This window comes from Streptomyces odontomachicola (genome assembly GCF_039605595.1).
Classification (GTDB): domain Bacteria; phylum Actinomycetota; class Actinomycetes; order Streptomycetales; family Streptomycetaceae; genus Streptomyces.
The window spans coordinates 77,125-98,988 of sequence record NZ_JBCFOK010000021.1; the positions used below are offsets into that span (position 1 = coordinate 77,125).

Sequence of the window (21,864 nt, forward strand, 5' to 3'; positions counted from 1 at the left end):
TGCCCGTGTGTCCTGCGCGTTCTCCCGTGCGTGCCCCCGCCCCTCAGCGCGCCGAGGTGTCGAACACCTCGTCCCGTACCGTGCCGAGCGCGCTCTCCAGCGCGCCTGCCAGCACCGGGTACGCGGTGACCGTGCCCAGTGCCAGCCGGGGCCGCCGCACGGCCAGTTGGTCCAGCTCGTCGCGCACGAGACCGCGCACCCGCTCGCCGCCCGCCGCGTACAGCGCGCCGGACAGCACGATCAGCGGCGGGTCCAGCACGGCGGTCAGCGCCGCGAGGCCGACGGCCGTGCCGTGCGCGAAGCGGCGCAGCAGCTCCCCGTACGGCCCGGGCGCGGCGGGGCGCCCGGCGTGCTCCACGTGCTCGACGGCCTCCACCAGCAGGGCGGCCGCCGCCTCGCGCGCGGGCGCCCCGGTGTCGTGCTCCAGGCCGAGTTCGCGGGCCACCCGCAGGATCGCCGTGGACCCCGCGAGCTGCTGGAAGCCGCCGGTGTTCGCGCGCTCCGGGTGCCGTACGAGCGGGGTGCCCGGCACCGGCAGGAAGCCGACCTCGCCCGCGCCGCCCGTGTGCCCGCGGTGCGGCCGCCCGCCGAGGACCAGCGCGGCGCCGATGCCCTGCTCGTTCCAGAGCAGTACGAAGTCCTCGTGTCCTGAGGCCGCGCCGAGCCGGCTCTCGGCCACCGCGGCGAGGTTCACGTCGTTGTCGTACTCCACCGGCGCCGACAGCGCGGCCGCCATCTCCTCGCGCAGCGCGGGGGAGTGCCATCCGTCCAGGTGGGAGGCGTAGTTCAGGCGTCCGCTGCGCGGGTCGAAGGCGCCGGGGGTGCCGATCACGGTCCGGCGCACCCGCTCGCGCGGCACGCCCGCGGCGCGCGCGGCCCCGTCCAGCGCCCGCACGACCTGCGCCACGGCGTCACCGGGGCCGTCACCGGAGCCGTCACCGGAACTCTCATCGGCGGCGGATTCCGTACGAGGCCCCGGCACACACCCGCGCGGCCCCGGCACCTCCGCGCTGCCCACCGTGCGCCCGGTGAGATCGGCGACAGCGGCGCGGATGCGGGAGGTGTCCACGTCGACGCCCGCGACGTATGCGGCCTGCGGATTCACCGCGTACAGCCGGGCGTTGGGGCCGGGTCGTCCCTCGCTGCTGCCGGTGGCGACCACCAGTCCCGCGGCCTCCAGGCGCGCCAGGAGCTGGGAAGCGGTGGGCTTGGACAGGCCCGTGAGGCCGCCGATCCGGCCGCGCGAGAGCGGGCCGTGCGCGAGCAGCAGCTCCAGCGCCTTGCGGTCGTTCATCGCGCGCAGCACCCGGGGCGTGCCCGGTGCCGTGCCCCCGTCCGCCGCCGTTCCCGCATCCGTGCCGTCCGCAGCACCCATGCGCCGCCCCCGCTCCGAGAACTGTCAGGAAAGTTTCCTGTTGTGTGCCGGGAACAGTAGGGCCCCCGCACGCCGGGGTCAACGCCCGGCGCCACGGGGGCCGTTGGGGGCTCGTCGGGGCCGCGGGGCGCTAGCCCTTCTGTTCCACGTCCACGCGGGGCTGGGGCACCCTGCCGTTCTCCAGCGCCAGCGAGTCCTCGTCCACGATCGGTATGCCGCGTCCGTCCAGCGTCCGCTTGATGCGCCAGCGCAGTTCGCGCTCCACCGCGAGCTTCTTGCCGGGCATGGTCTTCGCGGAGACCCGGATGACCATGGCGTCGAGGGTGACCGAGTCCAGGCCCAGCACCTCGACCGGCTCCCAGAGCATCTCGTCCCACGGCTCGGTCTTGCCCAGCTCCTCGCCGGCGGCCTGGACGGCGGCGCGCACCGCGTCCAGGTCCTCCGAGGCCCGCACCTGCACGTCGAGCGAGGCAGTTGACCAGCCCTGGCTGAGGTTGCCGACCCGCTTGATCTCGCCGTTCCTGATGTACCAGATCTCGCCGTCGTCGCCGCGGAGTTGGGTCACCCGCAGCCCGATCTCCAGCACGGTGCCGCAGGCCTCACCCGCGTCGACGCGGTCACCCACCCCGTACTGGTCCTCCAGAAGCATGAACATCCCCGCGAGCAGGTCCTGCACCAGATTGCGCGCCCCGAAGCCCAGCGCCACGCCCGCGACTCCCGCGCTGGCCAGCAGCGGGGCGAGGTTGATGCCCAGGTTGGAGAGGACCATGAGGACGGCGGTGCCCATGATGACGAAGGACGCCACGTTGCGGAGCACCGAGCCGATCGCGGCGGACCTCTGGCGCCTGCGCTCCCTGCTCACCAGGAGGCCGCGCAGCGCGTTGCCGCTGTCGGCGGCCTCGGCGCGGCGGTTCATCCGCGTGATCAGCTTGGTGATGGAGCGTCGTATGACGTAGCGCAGCACCACCGCGACCGCGGCGATCACCAGGATCTTCAGGCCTGCGCCGACCCAGTCCGACCAGTTCTCCTCTATCCAGCCCGCGGCCTCGGTGGCGGTCCTGTGCGCCTCGTCGAGCGAGGGCGGGCGCTCCGCTCCCGGTGCCGGGTTTGCGGCGGCGGTCAGCCAGTACACAGCGGAACCTTCCGTGCGGGACAAGCGCGCGCCTCGGTGGCGCGCACGAGGGAACCACACTAACGGCGCACCGTCTTCACATTTCGCGTCATCAGAGGGCCCGGCGCCCCATCTTGCCCCAGCTGTGCGGGTGTTCGAGGGACAGAAGCGGCCGGTGCGGGGATGTAGTGCGTGTGGTGGAAAACACGCTCGGTGCGTTACCCGGCCGTGGTGGCGAAGTCAGCACGGCACGGGACACACTGAGGAGAGATCGTCCCGGCGCGAGCCACGCGCCGCCGACGTACAAGGAGGCACCGTGCCACATGTCCTGGTCCTCAACGCGTCGTACGAGCCGCTCGGCGTCGTACCGCTCCGCCGTGCGCTCATCCTCGTCCTCAACGACAAGGCCGTCAGCCTCGAGGATTCCGGCGCCCTGATGCACAGCGCGACCCACGTCATACCCGCCCCCAGCGTCGTCCGGCTCAAGCGGTTCGTGCGGGTGCCCTTCCGGGGCGCCGTCCCCCTCACCCGCCGCGCGCTCTTCGCCCGGGACGGCGGCCGCTGCGCCTACTGCGGTGGCGTCGCAACCAGCGTCGACCACGTGGTCCCCCGCAGCCGCGGCGGGCAGCACACCTGGGAGAACGTGGTGGCGGCCTGCCGCCGCTGCAACCACGTGAAGGCGGACCGCCATGTGGCGGAGATCGGCTGGCGGCTGCGCCATCAGCCGGCACCGCCGAGCGGCCTCGCCTGGAGGATCATCGGCACGGGGCATCGCGACCCGCGCTGGATGCCCTACCTCCAGCCATACGGCGCGGATGACGCACTGGCCCGGATCGACGGCAGACCACCTGCCCGAGACCGGGCTTAGTTGTTGGGTGCGGCGTTCTCCGGCGCTTCCTCCCGGGCCGCCGCCCCTTCGGTCATCGCCCGCTGTCGTCCTCCGCCACCGCGTAGACCTCGACGGACCACAGCGAGATGCCGAAGCGGGTGGCCCGGCGGTCGCCCTGCACCCGCACATAGCGGGTGTCCTCCGGCGCGTCCATCCGCACGGACTCCTTGCCTCCCTTTCCGTCCCGCACCGCGGCCGCCGTGCGCCAGCGCCTCCCGTCGGGGGAGACCTGCACGCGGTAGCGCTCCGGGTAGGCGTCCTGCCAGCGCAGCACCACCTGGCCGACCCGCGCCTGGCGCTTCAGCGCGAGCTGCACCCACTGCCCGTCCTCGGCCGGTGAGGACCAGCGGGTGCCCGCGCGGCCGTCGTTGACCGCCGAAGCGGGGAAGTCCGCCGTCTCGTCCGCCGAGGACGAGGCCCGCGCCTCCCGCGCCAGGTCGGGCCCGCCGGTACGCGGGAAGGCGTGCACCGTCAGGGTGCGCCGCTCCCCGCCGAAGGACACCGGCACCCGGTAACTGCCCGAGTCCACCGAGGAGTCCACCGTCACGCGCAGCGGCACCCGCGCCTCCCCGCCGCGCGGCACCGCCGTGTGCCCCGGGGCCTTCACCTCGATCCCCTTCGGCGCCTTCGCGGTGACCCGCCCGCTGACGTCGTCGGGGTGCTCGGAGCGCAGCGTCGCGGGCACCTCGGTCGCGCCGCCGATGGGCACCGCGGTCTCCGTACGGGACAGGCCCAGGGACGCGGCGGGACTGTCCGCATACCACGGCGCGATCTCGTGCACCACCGGAGGCTCGGAGCCTGAGGCCCAGCTCAGCCGCATCGCGTCGGCGCGGGCGCCCTTCGCGTCCGCCTGGGTCCAGCCGCTCGGGGACAGCGCGCCGATACGCCGCCAGCCCTCGCCCGGGACGTGGACCTCCACGTCCCCGCGGGTGCCTGAGTGCGGTCCCGTCTGCACCGTGACCGCCTGGAGCGGGCGGGCGGCGCGCAGCGGCACGGTGAGCCCGCCCGAGCGCCCCCGCTCGCCCGCTGCGCGCTGCGCGGGAAGGCCGGGCACCGCGGAGAGCGCGGGGCCGGAACGATCCGCCTCAGGGGCCTTGCGCGCCTCGTACGCGGTGGCCGGGTCGCCGTCCACGGCCGCTCCGGGCCCGTGACCGCCGCGGCCCGAGGGCTCGGCGCGCGCGGTGCCGGTGCCGCCGTGGCCGCGCCCCCGCGCGCCCGACCAGCCCTCGGCCTCCTTGAGCGCGCGCTCGGCGAACGGGCCCAGCACGCCCTTGCCGACCGTCGCCTTGTGGCCCTGCGCGTCCTTGTGCAGCCGGCGCACGTCCAGTTGTGCGGCCCAGGCCGCCGCGCCGTCGCCGCGCGCCTGCGCCAGCAGCATGTCCACGGCGCGCTCGCCCGCCTCGCCGTACCGCGCCAACTGGTCCAGCCACGGCCCCACTTCGGCGCGCAGCCGGTCGGGCGCATGCTCGCGTGCGGTGCGCACGGCGCCGAAGGCGGCGCGCAGCTCCGAGCCCGCGCGGCGCAGCCGCTCACCGCCCGCGCCGCCGGCCCGCTCCTCGTACGCCGTCCAGAACTCGCGCAGCAGCGGGCGCAGATACGCGGATTCCTTGCCGCCCAGCACGGAGGAGGAGTCGTTGCCCGCGAGGGCGAGGACCGCCTCCCTGGCGCGGCGGCCGCCGTCGCCCGCGGCCTCGCCGAGGGCGGCGCGCCAGGAGTCGGCGGCCCGGTAGCCCTTCGGGTTCCAGGCGTAGTCGGCCGAAGTGAACAGCGGGATGCGGGAGGCCACGGCGTGCTCCATGGCGTTGGCCAGCAGCCCGGCCGAGCCGCCCGCGACGGCCGGCTCCCTGCCGCGGTAGGGGCCGAGGAAGACGCGGTCCCTGGCGTAGTCGTTCACCGGGTAGTTGTCCTGGGTGAGCAGCGGCTGGCCGCCGAAGGCGGCGCGTGCGCGGGTCAGTTCGCCGCCGGTGATGGTGCGCGGCACGACCCCCACGCCCGTCCAGGCCACCTGCACGCGGTCGTCCAGCGCCCCGGCCAGCGCGCTCCGGTATTCCGTCGCACCGTCCTGGTAGAACTCCGTGGGCAGCACCGACAGGGGCGCCGCGTCCGGGTGCCGCTCCCTCAGGTGGCGGGCCAGCGCGTCGGCGGTCTCGGCCTGGGCCTTGGCTGCCGCGGCGGGGCCGCCCCCGTACGCGTCGGAGTCCGCGTCGCAGTGCCACTCGCTGTAGCTCACGTCGTCGAACTGGAGCTGGAACGCGCCGAACCCGAGCGCCCGCATGGCGTCCACCTTCTTCAGCAGCGCCTTGCGGTCCTCCGGCGAGGAGAAGCAGAAGCCCTGGCCGGGCGAGACGGCCCAGGCGAGGGTCACATGATTGCGCCGCGCGCGCTCGGCCAGCTCCCTGAAATCGGCGCGCTGCGCGGCCGGGTAGGGGTCGCGCCAGTGCGCCGCCTGGCGGTACGGGTCGTCGCCGGGGGCGTAGAGGTACCGGTTCTGCTTGGTGCGGCCCAGGAAGTCGAGCTGCTCCAGGCGCTCGCGCTGGGACCACGGCGTCCCGTAGAAGCCCTCGCTGATCCCGCGCACGGGGGCGACCGGCCAGTCGCGCACGGTCACGCCCGGGAAACCGGTGCCGCGGCCGTGCCGTGTGCGCAGGCCGCGGAGGGTCTGCGCGGCGTGGAAGAGGCCCGCGCCGTCCACCGAGTCGAAGGCCACGGTGTCCCGCTGGCCCACCCGCCCGGCCGCCAGGCGGTAGCCGCCGGCCGGCAGGTCGCCCTTGGCCGGCACGCGCAGGGCGTGCAGCGCGTCGGCGGCGGCCACGTCGCCCGCGTACACCACAAGACCCGTCGTGTCCCGCAGGTGCTCGCCGGGGTGCAGCTCGCGCACCGTGCGGGCGCCCGCCTCGCGCAGCGCGGAGCGCACCACGTCCAGCGCATAGCGGTCGGCGCCCTCGTCGGCGACCAGGGTGACCTCGCGGCCCACCGGCACGAACTCGCCCTGTGCGCGCATGCTCTGCGGCCGCGGCCATACGTCGGGGAGCGGGGCGTGTGCGGCCTCGCCGTCCCGCGCGGTGTCGTCGCCCTGCGGGGGAGGGGGCGCGGCGTGCGCCGCCGGCGCGCCGCCGAGCAGCCCTCCCATGACCGCGGCGACCAGGGCACTCGCCCTGACCCGCCGACCGGATGCACCTGTGCGCACTTCTCCCCCTCCCGGAGTGGCGTGGTCCGCCGCCAAACACGAAGTCGGGGACAAGTCTGCGGCACGAGGGACGCTCCGTGCGGCCGTTGTGACCGCTTCGCTCCGAGGCGGAAGAACTTTCATGGGTTCTCCGTCCCACACGGCGGAACTCCGCCTCACGGAGCGTCGTACAGCGAATTCGCCTGTGTGAGCGCAACGTGAGCTGGGCCACGTTCCCCGGGAAATTACGTCTGTGCCGGTGTCCACTGGGTAAGGCACGTCGTGACCATCCATTAGTCAACGAACGGAGGCCCACCGTGGCCGCGTCCGCTGCTCCGCTGATCTCACCCCCGCTGCCGCACCAGGTGCTCTCCAAACGAGGACTCTCCAAACGAGGGCACGGGCCGGTAGACCTGTCCGGTGTCTCGCACCCGGATTCCGGACTGGACGGCTCGTGCACCTGCGGCTGCATCGAAGCTCCGCTCACCAGCGAGCCCCCGCTCGCCGACGTCGCTCCGCTGACCAGCGAACCGCCCCTCGCCGAACTCCCGCTCACCAGTGAGCCGACCGGGACCGGCTTCGGCACGGAGTCCCCGGACATCTGATGAGCCGCCTCGCGCGGCTCGCCGCGGCGCACGGTGTCTCCCCCTCCTACGAGCCCTCACCGGGCCGTACGGCCTTCGTCCCCGACGCGACGCTCGTCGAGGTGCTGGCCGCGCTCGGAGTGGACGCCGGTACGCCGCAGGCCGTGCGCGAGGCACTGCGGCGGCACGAGCAGGAATCCCTGCGGCTGCTGCCGCACACCGTGGTGCTCCGTACCAAGGCGCGCACCGGGGATGCCGGAGACCCCGAACGGGCGGCTCCTCCCCCTGCGCTGCGCGCCCTGCCCGAGGGCACCGCGCTCCGAGTGATCACCGAGGGCGGGCAGGCACGGGACTGGGGTCCCGGTGCCGCCCTGCCCCCGGGCGTTCACACCCTGCACGCCCAGGCACCCGACGGGCGCGCCGCGCACGCGGTGCTGATCGCGGCGCCCGGGCGGCTGCCCGCGCCGCAGGCCCGCCCCGGCACCGGCCGCGGCTACGGCCTGCTGGTCCAGCTCTACTCGCTCCTCTCGTCCCGCTCCTGGGGCATGGGCGACCTCGGCGACCTCGCCGACCTGGCCTCCTGGGCCGGACGCTCGCAGGGCGCCGACTTCCTCCAGCTCAACCCGCTGCACGCGGCCGTGCCCCGCGCCCCCGGCGAGCACACCGACCCCTCGCCCTACCGGCCCTCCTCGCGCCGCTTCCCCGACCCCGTGTACCTGCGCGTCGAGGACGTGCCGGAGTACGCCTACCTGCCGGAGCCCGAGCGCGCGCGGGCCGCCGCACTGCTGGGGCGCGCCGCCGCGCTGCGCGAGGGGGTGCTGCGGGAGGGCGCGCTGATCGACCGGGACGCGGTCTGGGACCTCAAGCGGGAGGCCCTGGAACTGGTGCGGGAGGTGCCCCTCTCGCCGGGCCGGCGCGCCGCGTACTGCGACTACCTCGCGGAGCGCGGCCAGGCGCTGGACGACCACGCGACCTGGCACACCCTCGCCGAGCTGCACGGACCCGACTGGAGCCGCTGGCCGGCGGGTCTGGATGACCCCCGCTCGGCGCGCACCGCGCGGGCCCGCGCCGAACACCTGGAGCGGGTCGACTTCCACTGCTGGCTCACCTGGCTCGCCGACACCCAGCTCGCCGCGGCGCAGCACACGGCGCGCGAGGCCGGGATGCCGGTGGGGCTCGTGCACGACCTCGCCGTGGGCGTGCACCCGCGGGGCGCCGACGTGTGGTCGCGCCAGGACGCCTTCGCGCGGGGCATCTCGGTGGGGGCGCCGCCCGACGCGTTCAACGCCCGCGGCCAGGACTGGGGCCTCCCGCCGTGGCGGCCCGACACCCTCGCGGAGACCGGGTACGCGGCGTACCGCGAGGTCCTGGCCGGGCAGTTCCGCACGGCCGGCGCGCTGCGCCTTGACCACGTGATGGGGCAGTCGCGGCTCTGGTGGATCCCGGAGGGCCGCCCGCCCACCGAGGGCGCCTATGTCCGGTACGACACCGAGGCCATGCTCGGTGTGCTCGCCCTGGAGGCGCACCGCGCGGGCTCCGCCGTGATCGGCGAGGACCTGGGCACCGTCGAGCCCGGCATGCGCGAGGACCTGGAGCGGCGCGGGGTGCTGGGCACCTCGGTGCTGTGGTTCGAGCGCGACTACGAGGCCGAGGGGGCTCCTCCCTTGCTCCCCGAGCGGTGGCGGGCCGACTGCCTGGCCACGGCCACCACGCACGATCTGCCCAGCACGGCGGCCCGGCTGACCGGCGAGCACGTGGAGCTGCGGCACCGGCTCGGGCTGCTCGCGCGCTCCGCCGCCGCCGAGCGCGCGGCCGACGCGGCGGAGACCGCCGAGTGGCTGGAGCTGTTCACCCGCCTCGGGCTCATCCGCCCCGGGAGGCGCCTCGGGCCGGGCGGCGGACCCGGCGCCGAGGAGGAGGGGGTGACCGCGGTGTACCGCTTCCTCGCCCGCACCCCCGCGCGGATGCTGGGCATCTGGCTGCCGGACGCGCTCGGCGACCGGCGCCCGCAGAACCTGCCGGGCACGCTCGACGAATACCCCAACTGGCGCCTGCCGATCGCCTCTTCGGACGGTACGCCGGCGTCGCTGGAGGAGATCGTGGCGGCTCCGCGTGCGCGGGCCCTCTTCGCGGCCGTACGGGAGGCGCTGGCGGAGCATCCCCCGGTGCGGGCCTGACCGGTGCGGGCCTGACCGGTGCGGGCCTGACCGGCGCGGACGCCGGGCGCCCGGGCCCCGGCGGCACCCGCGCGCGCGGGGCCTTCACCCGTCCGATATCTTGAGCGCGTGAGCAACAAGGTATCCAAGAACGCCCTGCGCGCCGGCACGGTCACCGCCGGCTCTTCGCTGCTGCTGCTGATGTCGTCGCCCGCCTTCGCGCTCACCCGCGACGACGGCGACGACCCGGGCAAGGGACTCAGCGTCATCGAGACGCTGGGGCTCTATGTCGCCGCTCCCATCGTGCTGTTCCTGGTGATCGCCGGGCTCGTGATGGTGACGGACAAGTCGCGGAAGCAGCAGCGCACGCCACAGAGCTGAGCGCTGAGCCGACGGCGGACCTGACGGCGCCGACCGGTTCGGCGCGGCCTATTGTTCAGCGGCGCTGAACAGAGGTCTCGGAAACTTTAGATGGACCTGCCCGTTCGGGCGCTGCGAAGGTCGAGAGCGACCCCGCAGCCCCGAGCGAAAGGCGAATGGTGTCCACTTCCTCTTCTCCGCAGACCTCCGCGCAGTCCTCTCCGCAGGACTATGACGCGCCCCCGTACGGCGGCGGCGATCCGTACGCCGACTACCGCGGCGCCGATCTCCCCTTCACCACGCTCGTCGACCTCGCCGACCGGCGCTTCGGCGCGGGCGTGGTCGCGGCGAACGACGAGTTCTTCGCCGAGCGCGAGAATCTGCTCAAGCCGCACGCCGCGGTCTTCGACCCGTCGGCCTTCGGGCACAAGGGCAAGGTCATGGACGGCTGGGAGACCCGCCGCAGGCGCGGGCCCGGCGCGCGGTCGCCGCACCCCGGCGAGGACGACCACGACTGGGCGCTGGTGCGGCTCGGGGCTCCCGGCGTGATCCGCGGCATCGTGGTGGACACCGCGCACTTCCGCGGCAACTACCCGCAGCGCGTGAGCATCGAGGCCGCGTCCGTGCCCGGTACGCCGGGTCCAGAGGAGCTCCTGTCCTCCGAGGTCACCTGGCACGAGCTGGTGCCGGCGACACGGGTGCGCGGGCACGCCGCGAACGGCTTCGCCATCGAGGACGGCCGCCGCTTCACCCACCTCAGGCTGCGCCAGCACCCCGACGGCGGGATCGCCAGGCTGCGGGTGCACGGCGAGGTGCTGCCCGACCCCGAGTGGCTCGCGCTGCTCGGCACGTACGACCTGGCCTCGGTGCTCAACGGGGGGCGGGTCGAGGACGCTTCGGACCGGTTCTTCTCGCAGCCGGTGAACATCACGCTGCCCGGCATCTCGCAGAAGATGGACGACGGCTGGGAGGTGCGGCGGCGCCGGGACACCGGGCACGACTGGGTGCGGCTCGGCCTGGCGGCCGAGGCGGTGCCGCGCGCGGTGGAGATCGACACCGCCAACTACAAGGGGAACGCGGCGGGTTGGGTCGCGCTGCACGGTTCGTCCGACGGCGGGTCGACATGGCGCGAACTCCTGCCGCGCACGGAACTCCAGCCCGACGCGCTCCACCGCTTCGCGCTCCCCGACACGGGCGCGGTCACCCACGTACGCCTCGACGTCTACCCCGACGGCGGAGTGGCCCGCCTCCGCCTGCACGGCGCGCTGACAGAGGCCGGCGACCAGAACCTCCGCAAGAGGGTGGCGGCCGCGGCCGCATGACCAGCGCTGCGGCGGAGAGGATATTCGCCTGCGGTGCGGCAGATGTTCGGTGACCCTACTCGGCAGTCGAACTCCCGTACTTTAGTGCGGAGTTGTCCTGGTTCGGCGACGAGCGCGTAACAGAGGTTGGGTGGGTGGGTGGGGGAGGGAATCCGCCCCGCATGACGCACAATCCCCGTACCTCCCCCCGCCCCCTCAGCGAGCTCTCCGACGCCGCGCGGCAGCGCGTGCTCAGCAGTCGCGCGCTGCGCGAGCACGGAGTGTCCGCTGCCGAGGCCAACGCGCGCTGCCGCCCCGGCGGCCCCTGGCAGATGCTGCTGCCCGGCGTGTACCTGCTGCACCCAGGCCCACCCACCAGCGAGGAGCGCCTTCGCGCCGTACTCCTCTACGCGGGGCGGCAGTTGATCCCCGAACAGGCGGGGCCCGGCGGCCGTCTGCCGGGCCCCGCACCCCGCCGCGAAGCGATGATCACCGGCCGGGCCGCGCTGAACCTGCACGGCTTCGCCTCCGTACCCCCGCTGCGCTCGCTCGACGAGATCGACGTGCTGGTGCCGCGTACGAGGCGACTGCGCTCGGTCGGCTGCGCGCGGGTCGTGCGCGGCCACGTGCTGCCCAGCCCCCAAGAGGTCACCGGGCTCCCGGTGGCGCCGGTGGAACGCGCGCTGGCCGACGCGGCGGGCGAGTGCTCCGACCCCGTCACGGTGCGCAGGATGCTCACCGAGGCCGTGCGCGGCGGCCACTGCGAAGCGCACGCGATCGTGCGGGAGTTGAACCAGGCGCGGCTGCTCACGGTCCCGCACGTGGTGGATGCCGTGGAGGGCCTGATCGCGGAGAGCAGGGCACTGGCCGAGGGCGCGCTGTACGAGATGGTGCTGCGGTACGGCCTGCCCGACCCGTGCTGGAACGTGGACCTGCGGCTCCCCGGCGGCCCCCCGCTGGGCGGCGTCGACGCGTACTGGCCCGACCACGCGGTGGCCCTGGAGCTGGACACCCGCACCTCGCCCGGCCCGGGCGACGAGCGGTGGTCGGAGTACACGCGCAAGCGGGAGGCGCTGGAGGGCCTCGGGCTCACCGTGGTGCACCTGACCCCGCGCAAGCTGCGCGAGTCGGCCGAGCAGCAGGCGGCCGTGGTGCGCACGGCCCTGATGGCGGCGCAGGACCGCGAACCGGCCGAGTACGTCGTGGTGCTGCCCCGGTGAGGGCGCGCGGGCCCGCCGGGGAGCTACCCGCAGAACTCCGCGTCGACCATCGTGCGCGTGTCGCCCGCCCAGTCGCCGTTGACGTTGAAGGCCGCGGCGTGCGCGCCGTCCGGCGTCGTGACCGCGACCGAGCGGGAGCCCAGGATCGTCCCCTCGTGCCCGAGCACCGTCACGCCGCAGGGCAGCTTCCGTTCGCTGAGCCCGAGCCCGTAGCCCTCGCCGCCCTCGGCGGGAACCGTGCGCCGCATCTGCGCGAACTCCCGCTCCGGCAGCAGCCTTCCGCGCGCCAGCGCGCGGAAGAACCGCACCAGGTCGCCGGTGCTGGACACCATCTCGCCGGAGGCGCCGGCCACCGAGGGGTTCATGGCGGTGACGTCGTACACCTTCTCGTTCTTCTTGTTCCCGCCCGTGCCGAACAGCGTCGAATACGCGCGGCCGCTGGGGCGCGGTATGCGCGGCGAGCGGCCGGGCAGTGAGGTGTCGCGCAGCCTGAGCGGCCGCACGACGCGGCGCTCGATCTCCTCGCCGTACGGCCGCCCGGTGACCCGCTGGATGATCATCCCGGCGAGTACGTAGTTGGTGTTGGAGTAGTGCCACCCCCGGCCCGGCGCGAAGTCCGGCGGATGGCCGAGGGCCGTGCGCACCAGCCCGCCGGGGGAGTGCGGGCTGAAGCGGTGGGACATGAACGCGGTCCCGGTGTACGCGCGTTGGATGCCCGGGTCCAGGGTGTAGTCGAAGACGCCGCTGGTGTGCCCGAGGAGCTGGCGCACCGTGATCCGCCGCCCGTCGTTGCCGCGCCCGCGCACCTCGCCCGGCAGCCAGCGCTCCACGGGATCGTCGAGCCGGATGCGGTGCTCGGCCTCCAGCTGGAGGAGTACGACGGCCACGAACGGCTTGGTGAGCGAGCCGATCCGGAATCTGTCGCGTGAGGCACGCGGCCGCTCGGTGCGCCGGTCGGCGACCCCCGAGGCGCCGGTCCAGCCTCCGCTCTCGTCCTGCGCACGTCCCAGAACGCCCGGCACACCGTCCTGTTCGACGGCCATGTCCATCGCCGCCTGGGTCGCCGGATGCCCCCGGTCATCGGCGGAAACGGAACTTATCGCCACACCGACGAGCACCGTGACCACCAGGGCGACGACGGTGGGGCGAGCGGGCATGCGGGGACCCTAGCGATCAGCACGTCCCGCGCGCCACACGACGAGCACGACCAGGGCGCACCCGGCGTACTGGGTGAGTCCGGGGCGTTCCCCGAGAAAACCGATGCCGAACAGCATGGCCAGCACGGGCTGGAGGAGCAGCAGCGCGGACCCGGCCGACGGACTGAGCCTGGGCAGCGCGGGGTTGATGAACAGCCAGGCCAGCACCTGCCCGAAGAGCGCCATCGGCACCAGCCACCCCCAGGCGGAGGCGGCGGGCGCGAAGTCGAGCCCGGTCCACAGCGAACCCAGCACGGCGGCCGACACGGCGGCGCCGGCAGTGGACACGCACACCGGCTGGATGGGCCGCCCCTTGCCGGGGCCGCGCACCTCGCCGCCGAGCCGGATCAGGAACAGGTACCCGGCGAAGGCCACGCCCGCCGCCGTCCCGTACAGCACGCCGGCGCCCGGGTCGCTGCCCGGCTGCGGATCGCCGATCGCGCCGCCCGCCAGCGCGACGCCCAACAGCATGAACGGGACGGTCACCCAGTAGCCGCGGGACAGCGCCGTGCCGGACAGCAGCCTGGCCAGCAGGGGGAAGACCACGAGCTGGATGTTGAGCAGCACCGTGGCGATGGAGGCGCCGAGCGCGTCGATGCTCTGCGCCCAGCACACGAAGTCCACGCCGAGCAGCAACCCGGCCGCCAGGTCGATGAGTTGGAGCCGCGGCGGCCGCGCGCCCCTGCGGCGTATCTCCCGGTAGGCGAGCGGGGCGAGGACCAGGAGCGCGATGACGCACCGGTAGAAGGCCGCGGTGCCCGCGCTCACCCCGGAGAGCTTGATCAGACCGCCGGAGGAGGAGGTGCAGGCGGAGCCCAGCACGACCATCAGGGCGGGGCCGAGGGGCTGGGAGCGCGGGGCTTCCTCGCCGGGGGCTTCCGTACGGGGAGGCGCGGCGTCTGCTCCGGCCTCGGGATCGGGGCTGTACGGGGCCTCGTACGGGGTCTCGGTGGCCTTTCCGGGCTGCGCGGGGGTGTCCATGCAGCTCAGCCTGCCTGCATCCACCAACAACCAAAAGCGACCATTTATGGGGGGTATTCATTAGCATCACTTGTGTGTTGCATCTCGAACGCCTTCGCGTCCTGGACGCCGTCGCGGTGCACGGCTCGCTCGCCCGCGCGGCCCGTGCCCTGCACATCACCCCCTCCGGCGTCTCCCAGCAGCTCGCCAGGCTGGAGCGCGAGTCGGGGCACCGGCTCACCACGCCGCACGGCCGCAGCGTCCGGCTCACCCACGCGGGCCGGGTGCTGGCCGAGCACGCCGCGCGGGTCGTCGCCGAGGCGCGGGCCGCCGAGTCCGACCTCGCCGACCTGGGCGAGGAGATCCTGGGCCCGCTGCGCCTGGGCGGCGTGGGCAGTCCGCTGCGCGCGCTGCTCCCGTACGCGCTGGCCGGGCTCACCGCGGCGCACCCCCGGCTGATCCCGACCCTGGTGGACGGCGAGGTCGTGGACCTGTTGCCGCGGCTGCTCAGCGGCGAGCTCGACCTGCTGATCATCGAGAGCTGGACCAACCGCCCGATGCCGCTCCCCGAGGGCCTGGTGCTCAGCCCGCTCGCCGACGAGCCGGTGCACGCGGCGCTCAGCGCACACCACCCGCTCGCGGACGCGGACTCCGTGGAGCTGGGCGCGCTGGACGGGGTGCTGTGGACGAGCTGCCCGGCCGGCACCGAACCGTACGAGGCGCTGGTACAGGCGGTGCGCGCGGCGGGTGGCGAGCCCGAAGTCCGCTACACGGTCACGGAGTTCGCCACCCAGCTCGCCCTGGTCGCACAGGGCCTGGCGGCTGCCCTCGTACCGGAGATGGGGCAGCGGCCCGCGCCGCCCGGCGTCCGCTTCGTGCCGACGGACCCGCCGCTGCGCCGCGAGGTGTACGCGGCCTGGCGCGCCGGCGCGGAGAGCCCCTCGGTGCGGGCGTGCGTGGACGCGCTGACCGAGAGCGCGGCCCGGGCCTGAGGGGGGGGGAGCGGCCCGGGCCTGAGGGAGGGCTCACGGCTTGCGCAGCAGCAGCTCCGTGTTGCGGTCGTTGGCGTCGCCCATCAGGCCTGGCCGCTTGCCGGGGTCGTTGAAGCCCAGCTCCCGGTAGAGGGAGGCGAGTCCGGTCTGCGAGAGGTCGGTGTAGTCGGTCTCGGCCGGGGCCGCCGACTCGATGAGGGTGGTGAAGAGGGAGAGCGTGCCGTCCTGGTTGTCGGTCAGCTCCACCACCCGCGCGAGCTGCGGGAAGTCGATGTGCGAGGCGGTGGACACCTCCCAGAAGGTGTCCTGCGCGCGGATGGTGTTCTTGTGCGTGTGCCCGTTGATCCAGGCCACCGCGTGCGGGTGCTTGTTGAGCAGCGCGACCACCTCGTCGCCGCCCTCCGGGGTGGTGGTGCTCGTGTGGTGGCTGAAGACGATCACGTACTTGCCGTCCTTGCGGTGCCTCTTCAGCTCCCGCTCCAGCCAGCCCAGTTGCTCGGTGCCGACGCGGCCCTTGAAGTTCCCGTCCTTGCGGGTCGTGTCCAGGCTGATGCCCGCGACGTCCTCGGACACCTCGAAGCTGTAGTAGAGCTTGCCCCCGTCCAGGTGCTGCTGCCCGTACCCGTGGCCCACGGGCCCCGCGCCGGCCCACCGCGGGTCCAGGTGCTTGCGCACGTACTCGGTGCGGGTGAAGGGCCGGCGCTTCTCGTCGGGGGTGACCCGGCGCATCGTCCCGCGGCGGGACTTGAGCAGCTCGCGGAAGTTCTCGCCGCTGGGGTCGCTGCCGTCCTCGATGGTCGCCCACAGCTTCTTGGCGTCGGAGGAGTCGTCCAGCTCGATCATCTTGCGGCCGCCGAGCGCGAAGTCGGTGAAGAAGTCGTCGCCCGTGGCGAAACAGCCGCCGGGCAGCGCGTCGTGGTTGCCCACCGTGGAGTACCAGGGCAGGCCCAGGCCCGGGCTGTTGACCTCGCGCAGCGCCGCCTCCAGCAGGCCCTTGACGCGCGGGTAGCCCGCCTGCTTGTCGCGGTCGCGCAGCGCGGAGTCCGGGTGCCAGTACAGCTTGGAGTCGCTGTTCTGCACGCCCTCGTACCCCTTCGGGTCGCCGGTGTTGGGCGTGATGCGGCCCCCGCTCATCACGGTCAGGAACCACTCCAGCTCCGCCGTGCAGTTGTTGTCGGTGTTGTCCCCCGTGGTGATCACGAACGAGAGCGGCGCCCCGGTGGCCGGGCCGCCCTTGAGTCTGTTGACGCGCTCGATCAGCGCGACCGCGCCGGCCACCGAGAGGGTCTCGTGCGGGCGCCAGGCGCTGGGCGTCTCGGTGCGCAGGTACTCGTAGCGCAACGGGTGCTGCACATCGACCAGATGCAGGTCGGTGAGCTGCACGAAGGAGGCCAGCGGGGTGCGCTTCTCCGCCCGCTTGTCCTCGCTCGACTTCGGGTCGGCCAGCTTGGTGCGCACCAGGCGCTTCCAGCCGGGCGAGGCGGTCAGCCGCCGGTAGCCGCCGGGGCCCGCCTGGCCCGGCAGCGCGACGGAGTCCAGCGTGGTGCCCTCGGCCGAGGGCGCGCGCACCGGTGCACGCCCGGAGAGCACGTGCGAGGCGGTGGCGGTGCGCGGCCGCCCGGTGGGCCCGGCGGCCGCGGTGTCCCCGCTGAGGCCGAGCCCCGCGCCGAGCCCGGCGGCCGCCCCCAGCGCGGCGGTGGCCAGCACGGTGCGGCGGTCCGGTGTGCGGTCGTCGTGCGGCGAGTGGGATCCGGCCGGGCCGTGCGGGCTGCTGCTGCGGAACATCTGCGGCTCCCCGAGTGCGAAGCGGTGCGAGTGCGAGCGGTACGGACGCGGTACGGGCGGGCGGAAGGGGCGGCCGCCCCGGGCCCGTTGCCCGGGGCGGAGAAGATGCCCCCTCCAACCGGATGCTTGGCAGCGGGAATGACCTGCGGCTGAACGACGCAGGAACGCCGCACGCCGAAAACCGTTCATCGGAGCGGGCGATCAGGAGAAGGCGGAAGTAAGCCGAGAATGTGTAGTGTTCAGGACATTCACCATGAAGGGGGCCAGCGGCGCGCACCCGGACGCGAGTGGAAGGATGGCGGAGGTACGCATCACACTCCGGCCACGAATGGGAGATACCAGGTGCCTGGCACGAATCTGACGCGCGACGAGGCCCAGGAGCGGGCACGGCTGCTCACCGTGGACTCCTACGACATCGAGCTGGACCTCAGCGGGGCGCAGGAGGGCGGCACCTTCCGCTCGGTGACCACGGTCCGCTTCGAGTCGGCCGAGGCGGGCGCCGAGACCTTCATCGACCTGGTGGCGCCCGAGGTGCACGGGGTCGTGCTGAACGGCGAGGCGCTGGACCCCGGCGTCGTCTTCGCCGACTCGCGGATCGCGCTGTCGGGTCTCCGCCAGGGCCGCAACGCGCTGACCGTGACCGCCGACTGCGCGTACACCAACACCGGCGAGGGCCTGCACCGCTTCGTCGACCCGGTGGACGAGCAGGCGTATCTCTACACCCAGTTCGAGGTGCCGGACGCGCGGCGGGTGTTCGCCAGCTTCGAGCAGCCGGACCTCAAGGCGAGCTTCCGCTTCACCGTGAAGGCGCCCGAGGGCTGGTCGGTGATCTCCAACTCGCCCACGCCCGAGCCGAAGGCCGAGTCCGGCGCGGTGGTCTGGAGCTTCGAGCCGACGCCGCGCATCTCCAGCTACATCACCGCGCTGATCGCCGGCCCGTACCACGCGGTGCACAGCACCTGGCAGGGCACGGTGAACGGGGAGCAGCGCACGGTGCCGCTCGGCATCTACTGCCGCCCCTCGCTGGCCGAGTACCTGGACGCGGACCACATCTTCGACGTGACACGGCAGGGCTTCGACTGGTTCCAGGAGAAGTTCGACTACCCGTACCCCTTCGCCAAGTACGACCAGCTCTTCGTGCCGGAGTTCAACGCGGGCGCGATGGAGAACGCCGGTGCGGTCACCATCCGCGACCAGTACGTCTTCCGCTCCAAGGTCACCGACGCGGCGTACGAGGGCCGGGCCGAGACCATCCTGCACGAGCTCGCGCACATGTGGTTCGGCGACCTGGTGACCATGGAGTGGTGGAACGACCTGTGGCTGAACGAGTCGTTCGCCACGTACACCTCCATCGCGTGCCAGGCACACGCGCCCGGCAGCCGCTGGCCGCACTCCTGGACCAGCTTCGCCAACCAGATGAAGACCTGGGCCTACCGCCAGGACCAGCTCCCCTCCACCCACCCGATCATGGCGGAGATCCGCGACCTGGACGACGTCCTGGTCAACTTCGACGGGATCACCTACGCCAAGGGTGCGTCCGTTTTGAAGCAACTGGTCGCGTACGTCGGCATGGACGAGTTCTTCCAGGGCGTGCAGCGGTACTTCAAGCGCCACGAGTGGGGCAACACGCGCCTCACCGACCTGCTCGGCGCGCTGGAGGAGACCAGCGGGCGCGACCTGACCGCCTGGTCGAAGGCGTGGCTCCAGACCGCGGGCATCAACGTCCTGCGCCCCGAGATCGCCACCGACGACACCGGCGTGATCACCTCCTTCACCATCCGCCAGGAGGCCCCGGCGCTCCCCGAGGGCGCGACGGGCGAGCCCACTCTGCGTCCGCACCGCATCGCGATTGGGGTGTACGAGCTGGAGTCCGGCAAGCTGGTGCGCAAGGACCGCGTCGAACTCGACGTGGACGGCGAACTCACCGAGGTCCCGCAGCTCGTGGGCCGCCGGCGCCCGGCCGTCCTGCTCCTCAACGACGACGACCTCTCGTACGCGAAGGTCCGCCTCGACGCGGAGTCGCTGGCCACCGTCACCCAGCACCTCGGCGACTTCACCGAGTCGCTGCCGCGCGCGCTGTGCTGGGCCTCCGCGTGGGACATGACCCGCGACGCGGAGCTCGCCACCCGCGACTACCTGGACCTGGTGCTCTCCGGCATCACCAAGGAGTCCGACATCGGCGTCGTGCAGACGCTCCAGCGGCAGGTGAAGCTCGCGCTCGACCTGTACGCGGCGCCCGAGTGGCGCGAGGAGGGACTGCGCCGCTGGTCGGAGGCGACGCTGGAGCAGCTCCGCGCCGCCGAGCCCGGCAGCGACCACCAGCTCGCGTGGGCCCGCGCCTTCGCTGCCACGGCCCGTACGTCCGACCAACTGGACCTGCTCCAGGCCCTGTTGGACGGCACCCAGGCCGTGGATGGTCTCGTCGTCGACACCGAGCTCCGCTGGGCGTTCCTCCAGCGGCTCGCCGCGACCGGGCGCGCGGGCGAGGCGGAGATCGCGGCCGAGCGGGAGCGGGACAACACGGCGGCGGGCGAGCGGTACGCGGAGATGGCGCTGGCCGCGCGGCCCACCGCAGAGGCGAAGGCCGAGGCGTGGTCCCGGGTCGTGGAGTCCGACTCCCTCCCCAACGCGGTGCAGGAGGCGGTCATCGGCGGTTTCCTCCAGACCGACCAGCGCGAACTCCTCGCCCCCTACAGCGAGAAGTACTTCCAGGTGGTCAAGTCCATCTGGGACCAGCGCAGCCACGAGATGGCCCAGCAGATCGCCGTGGGCCTCTACCCGACCCTCCAGGTGAGCCCGTCCACGCTCTCGGCAACCGACACCTGGCTGAGCACCAGCGAACCGACCCCGGCCCTGCGCCGCCTGGTGACGGAGTCCCGCGCGGGCGTCGAGCGCGCGCTGAAGGCCCAGCGGGCGGACGCCGAGCGCGCCTGACCCCGCGCACGACCGCGCCCCGGACCCCCGCGCAACCACGCGAAAACGGGGGTCCGGGGCGCACCCGGCTCACGACTGAGGAGGAGAGCTGACCGGTGGGGGGCGGTCAGCTAGAGGTGGGGGCTAGGGGCGGGTGGTGGGGGCGTAGCCGTTGGCCCACAGTTCGTCGACCTTCTGCTTCTCGGCCGCGTTGGGCTGGTCGTTCTTGCAGGAGGGGCCGGGGCCGCCGCCGGACATCAGTTCCTCGCAGGGGCCCTCGTAGTGGTCCGGGAGCCCGAGGACGTGTCCGGTCTCGTGGGCGACCACGCGGTTCGAGTCGTACTCCTCGTTCTGCTTGTAGTCGAGGAACACGAAACCCTTGCCGTGTCCGTCGGTCGAGGCGTACGAGCCGCGCGGGTCGTCGCCCTCGCGGTACTCGAAGCCGCCGCTGCCCTCCTTGAGCTGCACGTTCTTCTGCGCCCCGTTCCACACGGACGCGGCGTTGGCTATCTGGCTCTTGAACTTCGGCGCCTTGCTCGGGTCGTAGTTGACCGTCACCTGCTGGATGCCGGGATGCGCGGCCTGCTGCTTGGCCACCTCGGCGCGGATGGCGTCCATGAACGCCTTCGTCGCCTTGCGGTCCTCGCCCTTGTAGCCGCCGTGACCGCCCTGCACGAAGCCGAGCGCGTGCGCCTGCGCGGCTCTCGCCGGGGAGGCGGCGGCCTGGCTGCCTTCGCCGTGCGCGGTCGGTACGGAGCCGAGCGCACCGAGACCCAGGGCCGCGGCGAGCCCGAGCGCCGAGGCGCCGGCGAGGGCCGACTTGCGATAACTCTGGTGTCGCATGTGGGGGTTCTCCTTCATTCAGGGCACCGGCAGCCACCACGGTCGTGGGGGAGGGGGCCGCCGGTGCACGCCTGCTGACGGAGAGTCTGGGCGAGGCCCATGGGGCGCGTGATGATGGCAAGTGCCGATAGCCCGGGGCTATCGCCTCCCGGGCCATCGGTTCACGACCTGCTCACTCAGCGGTGCCCGTCGCGGCGCGCTGCGTGGCTCACTGCGCGGTTCACCGCGCGGCTCACTTCGCTCCGAACGCCGCCTTCTGCGCGAAGAGCTGGGCGAAGCCGTTGCGCCATAGCTGGTTCACGCGGGAGCGCTCGGTGGCGTTCGGGCGGTCGTTGGTGCAGGAGGGGCCGGGGCCGCCGCCCGACATCAGCTCGGAGCACGGGCCCGAGTAGTGGTCGGGGAGGCCGAGGACGTGCCCGGTCTCGTGTGCGACCACGCGGTTGGAGCTGTACTGCTGGTTCTGCCGGTAGTCCAGGAAGATGTAGCCGCGGCCGTGCCCGTCGGTCGAAGCGTACGAGCCGCGCGGGTCGTTGCCCTCGCGGTAGGAGAAGCTGGCGCCGCTGCCCTCCTGGAGCTTCACGTTCTGCACCGAGCTGTTCCACACGGCCGTGCTGTTGGCGATCTGCTGGCGGAACGAGGGCGCGCCGGCCGTGCTGTATCTGACCGTCACGACCTGGATGCCCGGCTTGGCCGCCTGCTTCTTCGCCGCGTCCTTCATGACCGCCTCGAAGAACGCGCGGTTCTGCGCGGAGTCCTCGCCGCGGAAGGCGCCGGGGGTGTAACCGGCCGCCGCTGCCGGGGACTTGGCGGCGGCCGTCTCCTGTACGGGGGCCGACTGCGCCGGTAACGCGGCCAGCGCTCCCAGACCGAGCGCCGCCGTGAGCCCGACGGCCGAGGCCCTGGAGAGGGCGCGTCCGCGGTGGTGCGGGTGTCGCGTGGATCGCATGGGGGGTCTCCTCACATCCGGTGTGGCTGTGCTGAGGCCGCAGTCTGTTCGCCCCCATAGCGACGGC

General features: G+C 73.5%; 16 protein-coding genes. 8 read left to right on the forward strand and 8 right to left on the reverse strand.

Annotation, left to right across the window (positions count from 1 at the left end; translation table 11 throughout):
- Positions 1-43 precede the first annotated feature (43 nt).
- Together ABEE00_RS31235 and ABEE00_RS31240 are read right to left on the reverse strand one after the other, a co-directional pair.
- Positions 44-1,375 (reverse strand): ROK family transcriptional regulator, encoded by a 1,332-nt coding sequence (locus ABEE00_RS31235; RefSeq protein WP_345749121.1) that lies wholly within the window; start codon positions 1,373-1,375, stop codon positions 44-46.
- 130 nt (positions 1,376-1,505) lie between these two features.
- A complete protein-coding gene (locus ABEE00_RS31240; protein WP_345749156.1) occupies positions 1,506-2,507 on the reverse strand; it encodes a mechanosensitive ion channel family protein in 1,002 nt (333 codons plus the stop codon).
- A 295-nt stretch (positions 2,508-2,802) separates the two neighbouring features.
- Between ABEE00_RS31240 and ABEE00_RS31245 the strand changes: the two genes are divergently transcribed.
- Positions 2,803-3,354 (forward strand): HNH endonuclease, encoded by a 552-nt coding sequence (locus ABEE00_RS31245; RefSeq protein ID WP_345749122.1) that lies wholly within the window; start codon positions 2,803-2,805, stop codon positions 3,352-3,354.
- Positions 3,355-3,406: 52 nt separating this feature from the next.
- Here the strand turns inward: ABEE00_RS31245 and ABEE00_RS31250 are convergent, their stop codons facing one another.
- Positions 3,407-6,505: a glycoside hydrolase family 84 protein gene (locus ABEE00_RS31250; RefSeq protein ID WP_345749157.1), complete on the reverse strand. Its 3,099-nt coding sequence runs from the start codon at positions 6,503-6,505 to the stop codon at positions 3,407-3,409.
- Positions 6,506-6,858: 353 nt separating this feature from the next.
- Between ABEE00_RS31250 and ABEE00_RS31255 the strand changes: the two genes are divergently transcribed.
- The 5 genes from ABEE00_RS31255 to ABEE00_RS31275 all read left to right on the forward strand — a co-directional run bounded on the left by ABEE00_RS31255 (position 6,859) and on the right by ABEE00_RS31275 (position 12,162).
- Complete coding sequence (locus ABEE00_RS31255) at positions 6,859-7,146, forward strand: hypothetical protein (protein WP_451918704.1); 288 nt, start codon at positions 6,859-6,861, stop codon at positions 7,144-7,146.
- Positions 7,146-9,302 (forward strand): 4-alpha-glucanotransferase, encoded by a 2,157-nt coding sequence (gene malQ, locus ABEE00_RS31260; protein ID WP_345749123.1) that lies wholly within the window; start codon positions 7,146-7,148, stop codon positions 9,300-9,302. Before ABEE00_RS31255 ends, malQ begins: the two co-directional genes overlap by 1 nt.
- A 108-nt stretch (positions 9,303-9,410) precedes the next feature.
- Entirely contained in the window at positions 9,411-9,662 is a 252-nt protein-coding gene (locus ABEE00_RS31265) for a hypothetical protein (protein WP_345749124.1), read from the forward strand.
- A 155-nt stretch (positions 9,663-9,817) separates the two neighbouring features.
- Entirely contained in the window at positions 9,818-10,963 is a 1,146-nt protein-coding gene (gene alc, locus ABEE00_RS31270) for an allantoicase (RefSeq protein ID WP_345749125.1), read from the forward strand.
- A gap of 161 nt (positions 10,964-11,124) precedes the next feature.
- A complete protein-coding gene (locus ABEE00_RS31275) occupies positions 11,125-12,162 on the forward strand; it encodes a hypothetical protein (RefSeq protein ID WP_345749126.1) in 1,038 nt (345 codons plus the stop codon).
- Positions 12,163-12,185: 23 nt separating this feature from the next.
- Here the strand turns inward: ABEE00_RS31275 and ABEE00_RS31280 are convergent, their stop codons facing one another.
- Both ABEE00_RS31280 and ABEE00_RS31285 read right to left on the reverse strand, forming a co-directional pair.
- Positions 12,186-13,319 carry a serine hydrolase domain-containing protein gene (locus ABEE00_RS31280; protein WP_345749127.1) on the reverse strand — a complete coding sequence of 378 codons (1,134 nt, stop codon included), beginning with the start codon at positions 13,317-13,319 and terminating at the stop codon, positions 12,186-12,188.
- Positions 13,320-13,328: 9 nt separating this feature from the next.
- Positions 13,329-14,339, reverse strand: a complete 1,011-nt coding sequence (locus tag ABEE00_RS31285) for a DMT family transporter (protein ID WP_345749128.1) — start codon at positions 14,337-14,339, stop codon at positions 13,329-13,331.
- A 74-nt stretch (positions 14,340-14,413) separates the two neighbouring features.
- Between ABEE00_RS31285 and ABEE00_RS31290 the strand changes: the two genes are divergently transcribed.
- On the forward strand, positions 14,414-15,310 hold the full coding sequence (locus tag ABEE00_RS31290) for a LysR family transcriptional regulator (RefSeq protein ID WP_345749129.1): 897 nt from the start codon (positions 14,414-14,416) through the stop codon (positions 15,308-15,310).
- 33 nt (positions 15,311-15,343) lie between these two features.
- On the opposite strand, the gene ABEE00_RS31295 is transcribed toward ABEE00_RS31290, so the two are convergent.
- Positions 15,344-17,095, reverse strand: coding sequence for a TIGR03767 family metallophosphoesterase (locus ABEE00_RS31295; protein ID WP_345749130.1), 1,752 nt, complete (start codon positions 17,093-17,095; stop codon positions 15,344-15,346).
- A gap of 342 nt (positions 17,096-17,437) precedes the next feature.
- On the opposite strand from ABEE00_RS31295, the gene pepN reads away from it, so the two are divergent.
- Positions 17,438-20,029 (forward strand): aminopeptidase N, encoded by a 2,592-nt coding sequence (gene pepN, locus ABEE00_RS31300; RefSeq protein WP_345749131.1) that lies wholly within the window; start codon positions 17,438-17,440, stop codon positions 20,027-20,029.
- A 123-nt stretch (positions 20,030-20,152) separates the two neighbouring features.
- Here the strand turns inward: pepN and ABEE00_RS31305 are convergent, their stop codons facing one another.
- Together ABEE00_RS31305 and snpA are read right to left on the reverse strand one after the other, a co-directional pair.
- Complete coding sequence (locus ABEE00_RS31305; protein WP_345749132.1) at positions 20,153-20,851, reverse strand: snapalysin family zinc-dependent metalloprotease; 699 nt, start codon at positions 20,849-20,851, stop codon at positions 20,153-20,155.
- 232 nt (positions 20,852-21,083) lie between these two features.
- Entirely contained in the window at positions 21,084-21,797 is a 714-nt protein-coding gene (gene snpA / locus ABEE00_RS31310; protein WP_345749133.1) for a snapalysin, read from the reverse strand.
- Between the last annotated feature and the right edge of the window lie 67 nt (positions 21,798-21,864).

Bases quoted from the DNA above. Each gene is read 5' to 3' on its own strand.
- ABEE00_RS31235 (WP_345749121.1), bottom strand. From the start codon at position 1,375: ATGGGTGCTGCGGACGGCACGGATGCGGGAACGGCGGCGGACGGGGGC.
- ABEE00_RS31250 (WP_345749157.1), bottom strand. From the start codon at position 6,505: ATGGGAGGGCTGCTCGGCGGCGCGCCGGCGGCGCACGCCGCGCCCCCT.
- malQ (WP_345749123.1), top strand. From the start codon at position 7,146: ATGAGCCGCCTCGCGCGGCTCGCCGCGGCGCACGGTGTCTCCCCCTCC.
- alc (WP_345749125.1), top strand. From the start codon at position 9,818: ATGGTGTCCACTTCCTCTTCTCCGCAGACCTCCGCGCAGTCCTCTCCG.
- ABEE00_RS31275 (WP_345749126.1), top strand. From the start codon at position 11,125: ATGACGCACAATCCCCGTACCTCCCCCCGCCCCCTCAGCGAGCTCTCC.
- ABEE00_RS31280 (WP_345749127.1), bottom strand. From the start codon at position 13,319: ATGCCCGCTCGCCCCACCGTCGTCGCCCTGGTGGTCACGGTGCTCGTC.
- ABEE00_RS31285 (WP_345749128.1), bottom strand. From the start codon at position 14,339: ATGGACACCCCCGCGCAGCCCGGAAAGGCCACCGAGACCCCGTACGAG.
- ABEE00_RS31295 (WP_345749130.1), bottom strand. From the start codon at position 17,095: ATGTTCCGCAGCAGCAGCCCGCACGGCCCGGCCGGATCCCACTCGCCG.
- ABEE00_RS31305 (WP_345749132.1), bottom strand. From the start codon at position 20,851: ATGCGACACCAGAGTTATCGCAAGTCGGCCCTCGCCGGCGCCTCGGCG.
- snpA (WP_345749133.1), bottom strand. From the start codon at position 21,797: ATGCGATCCACGCGACACCCGCACCACCGCGGACGCGCCCTCTCCAGG.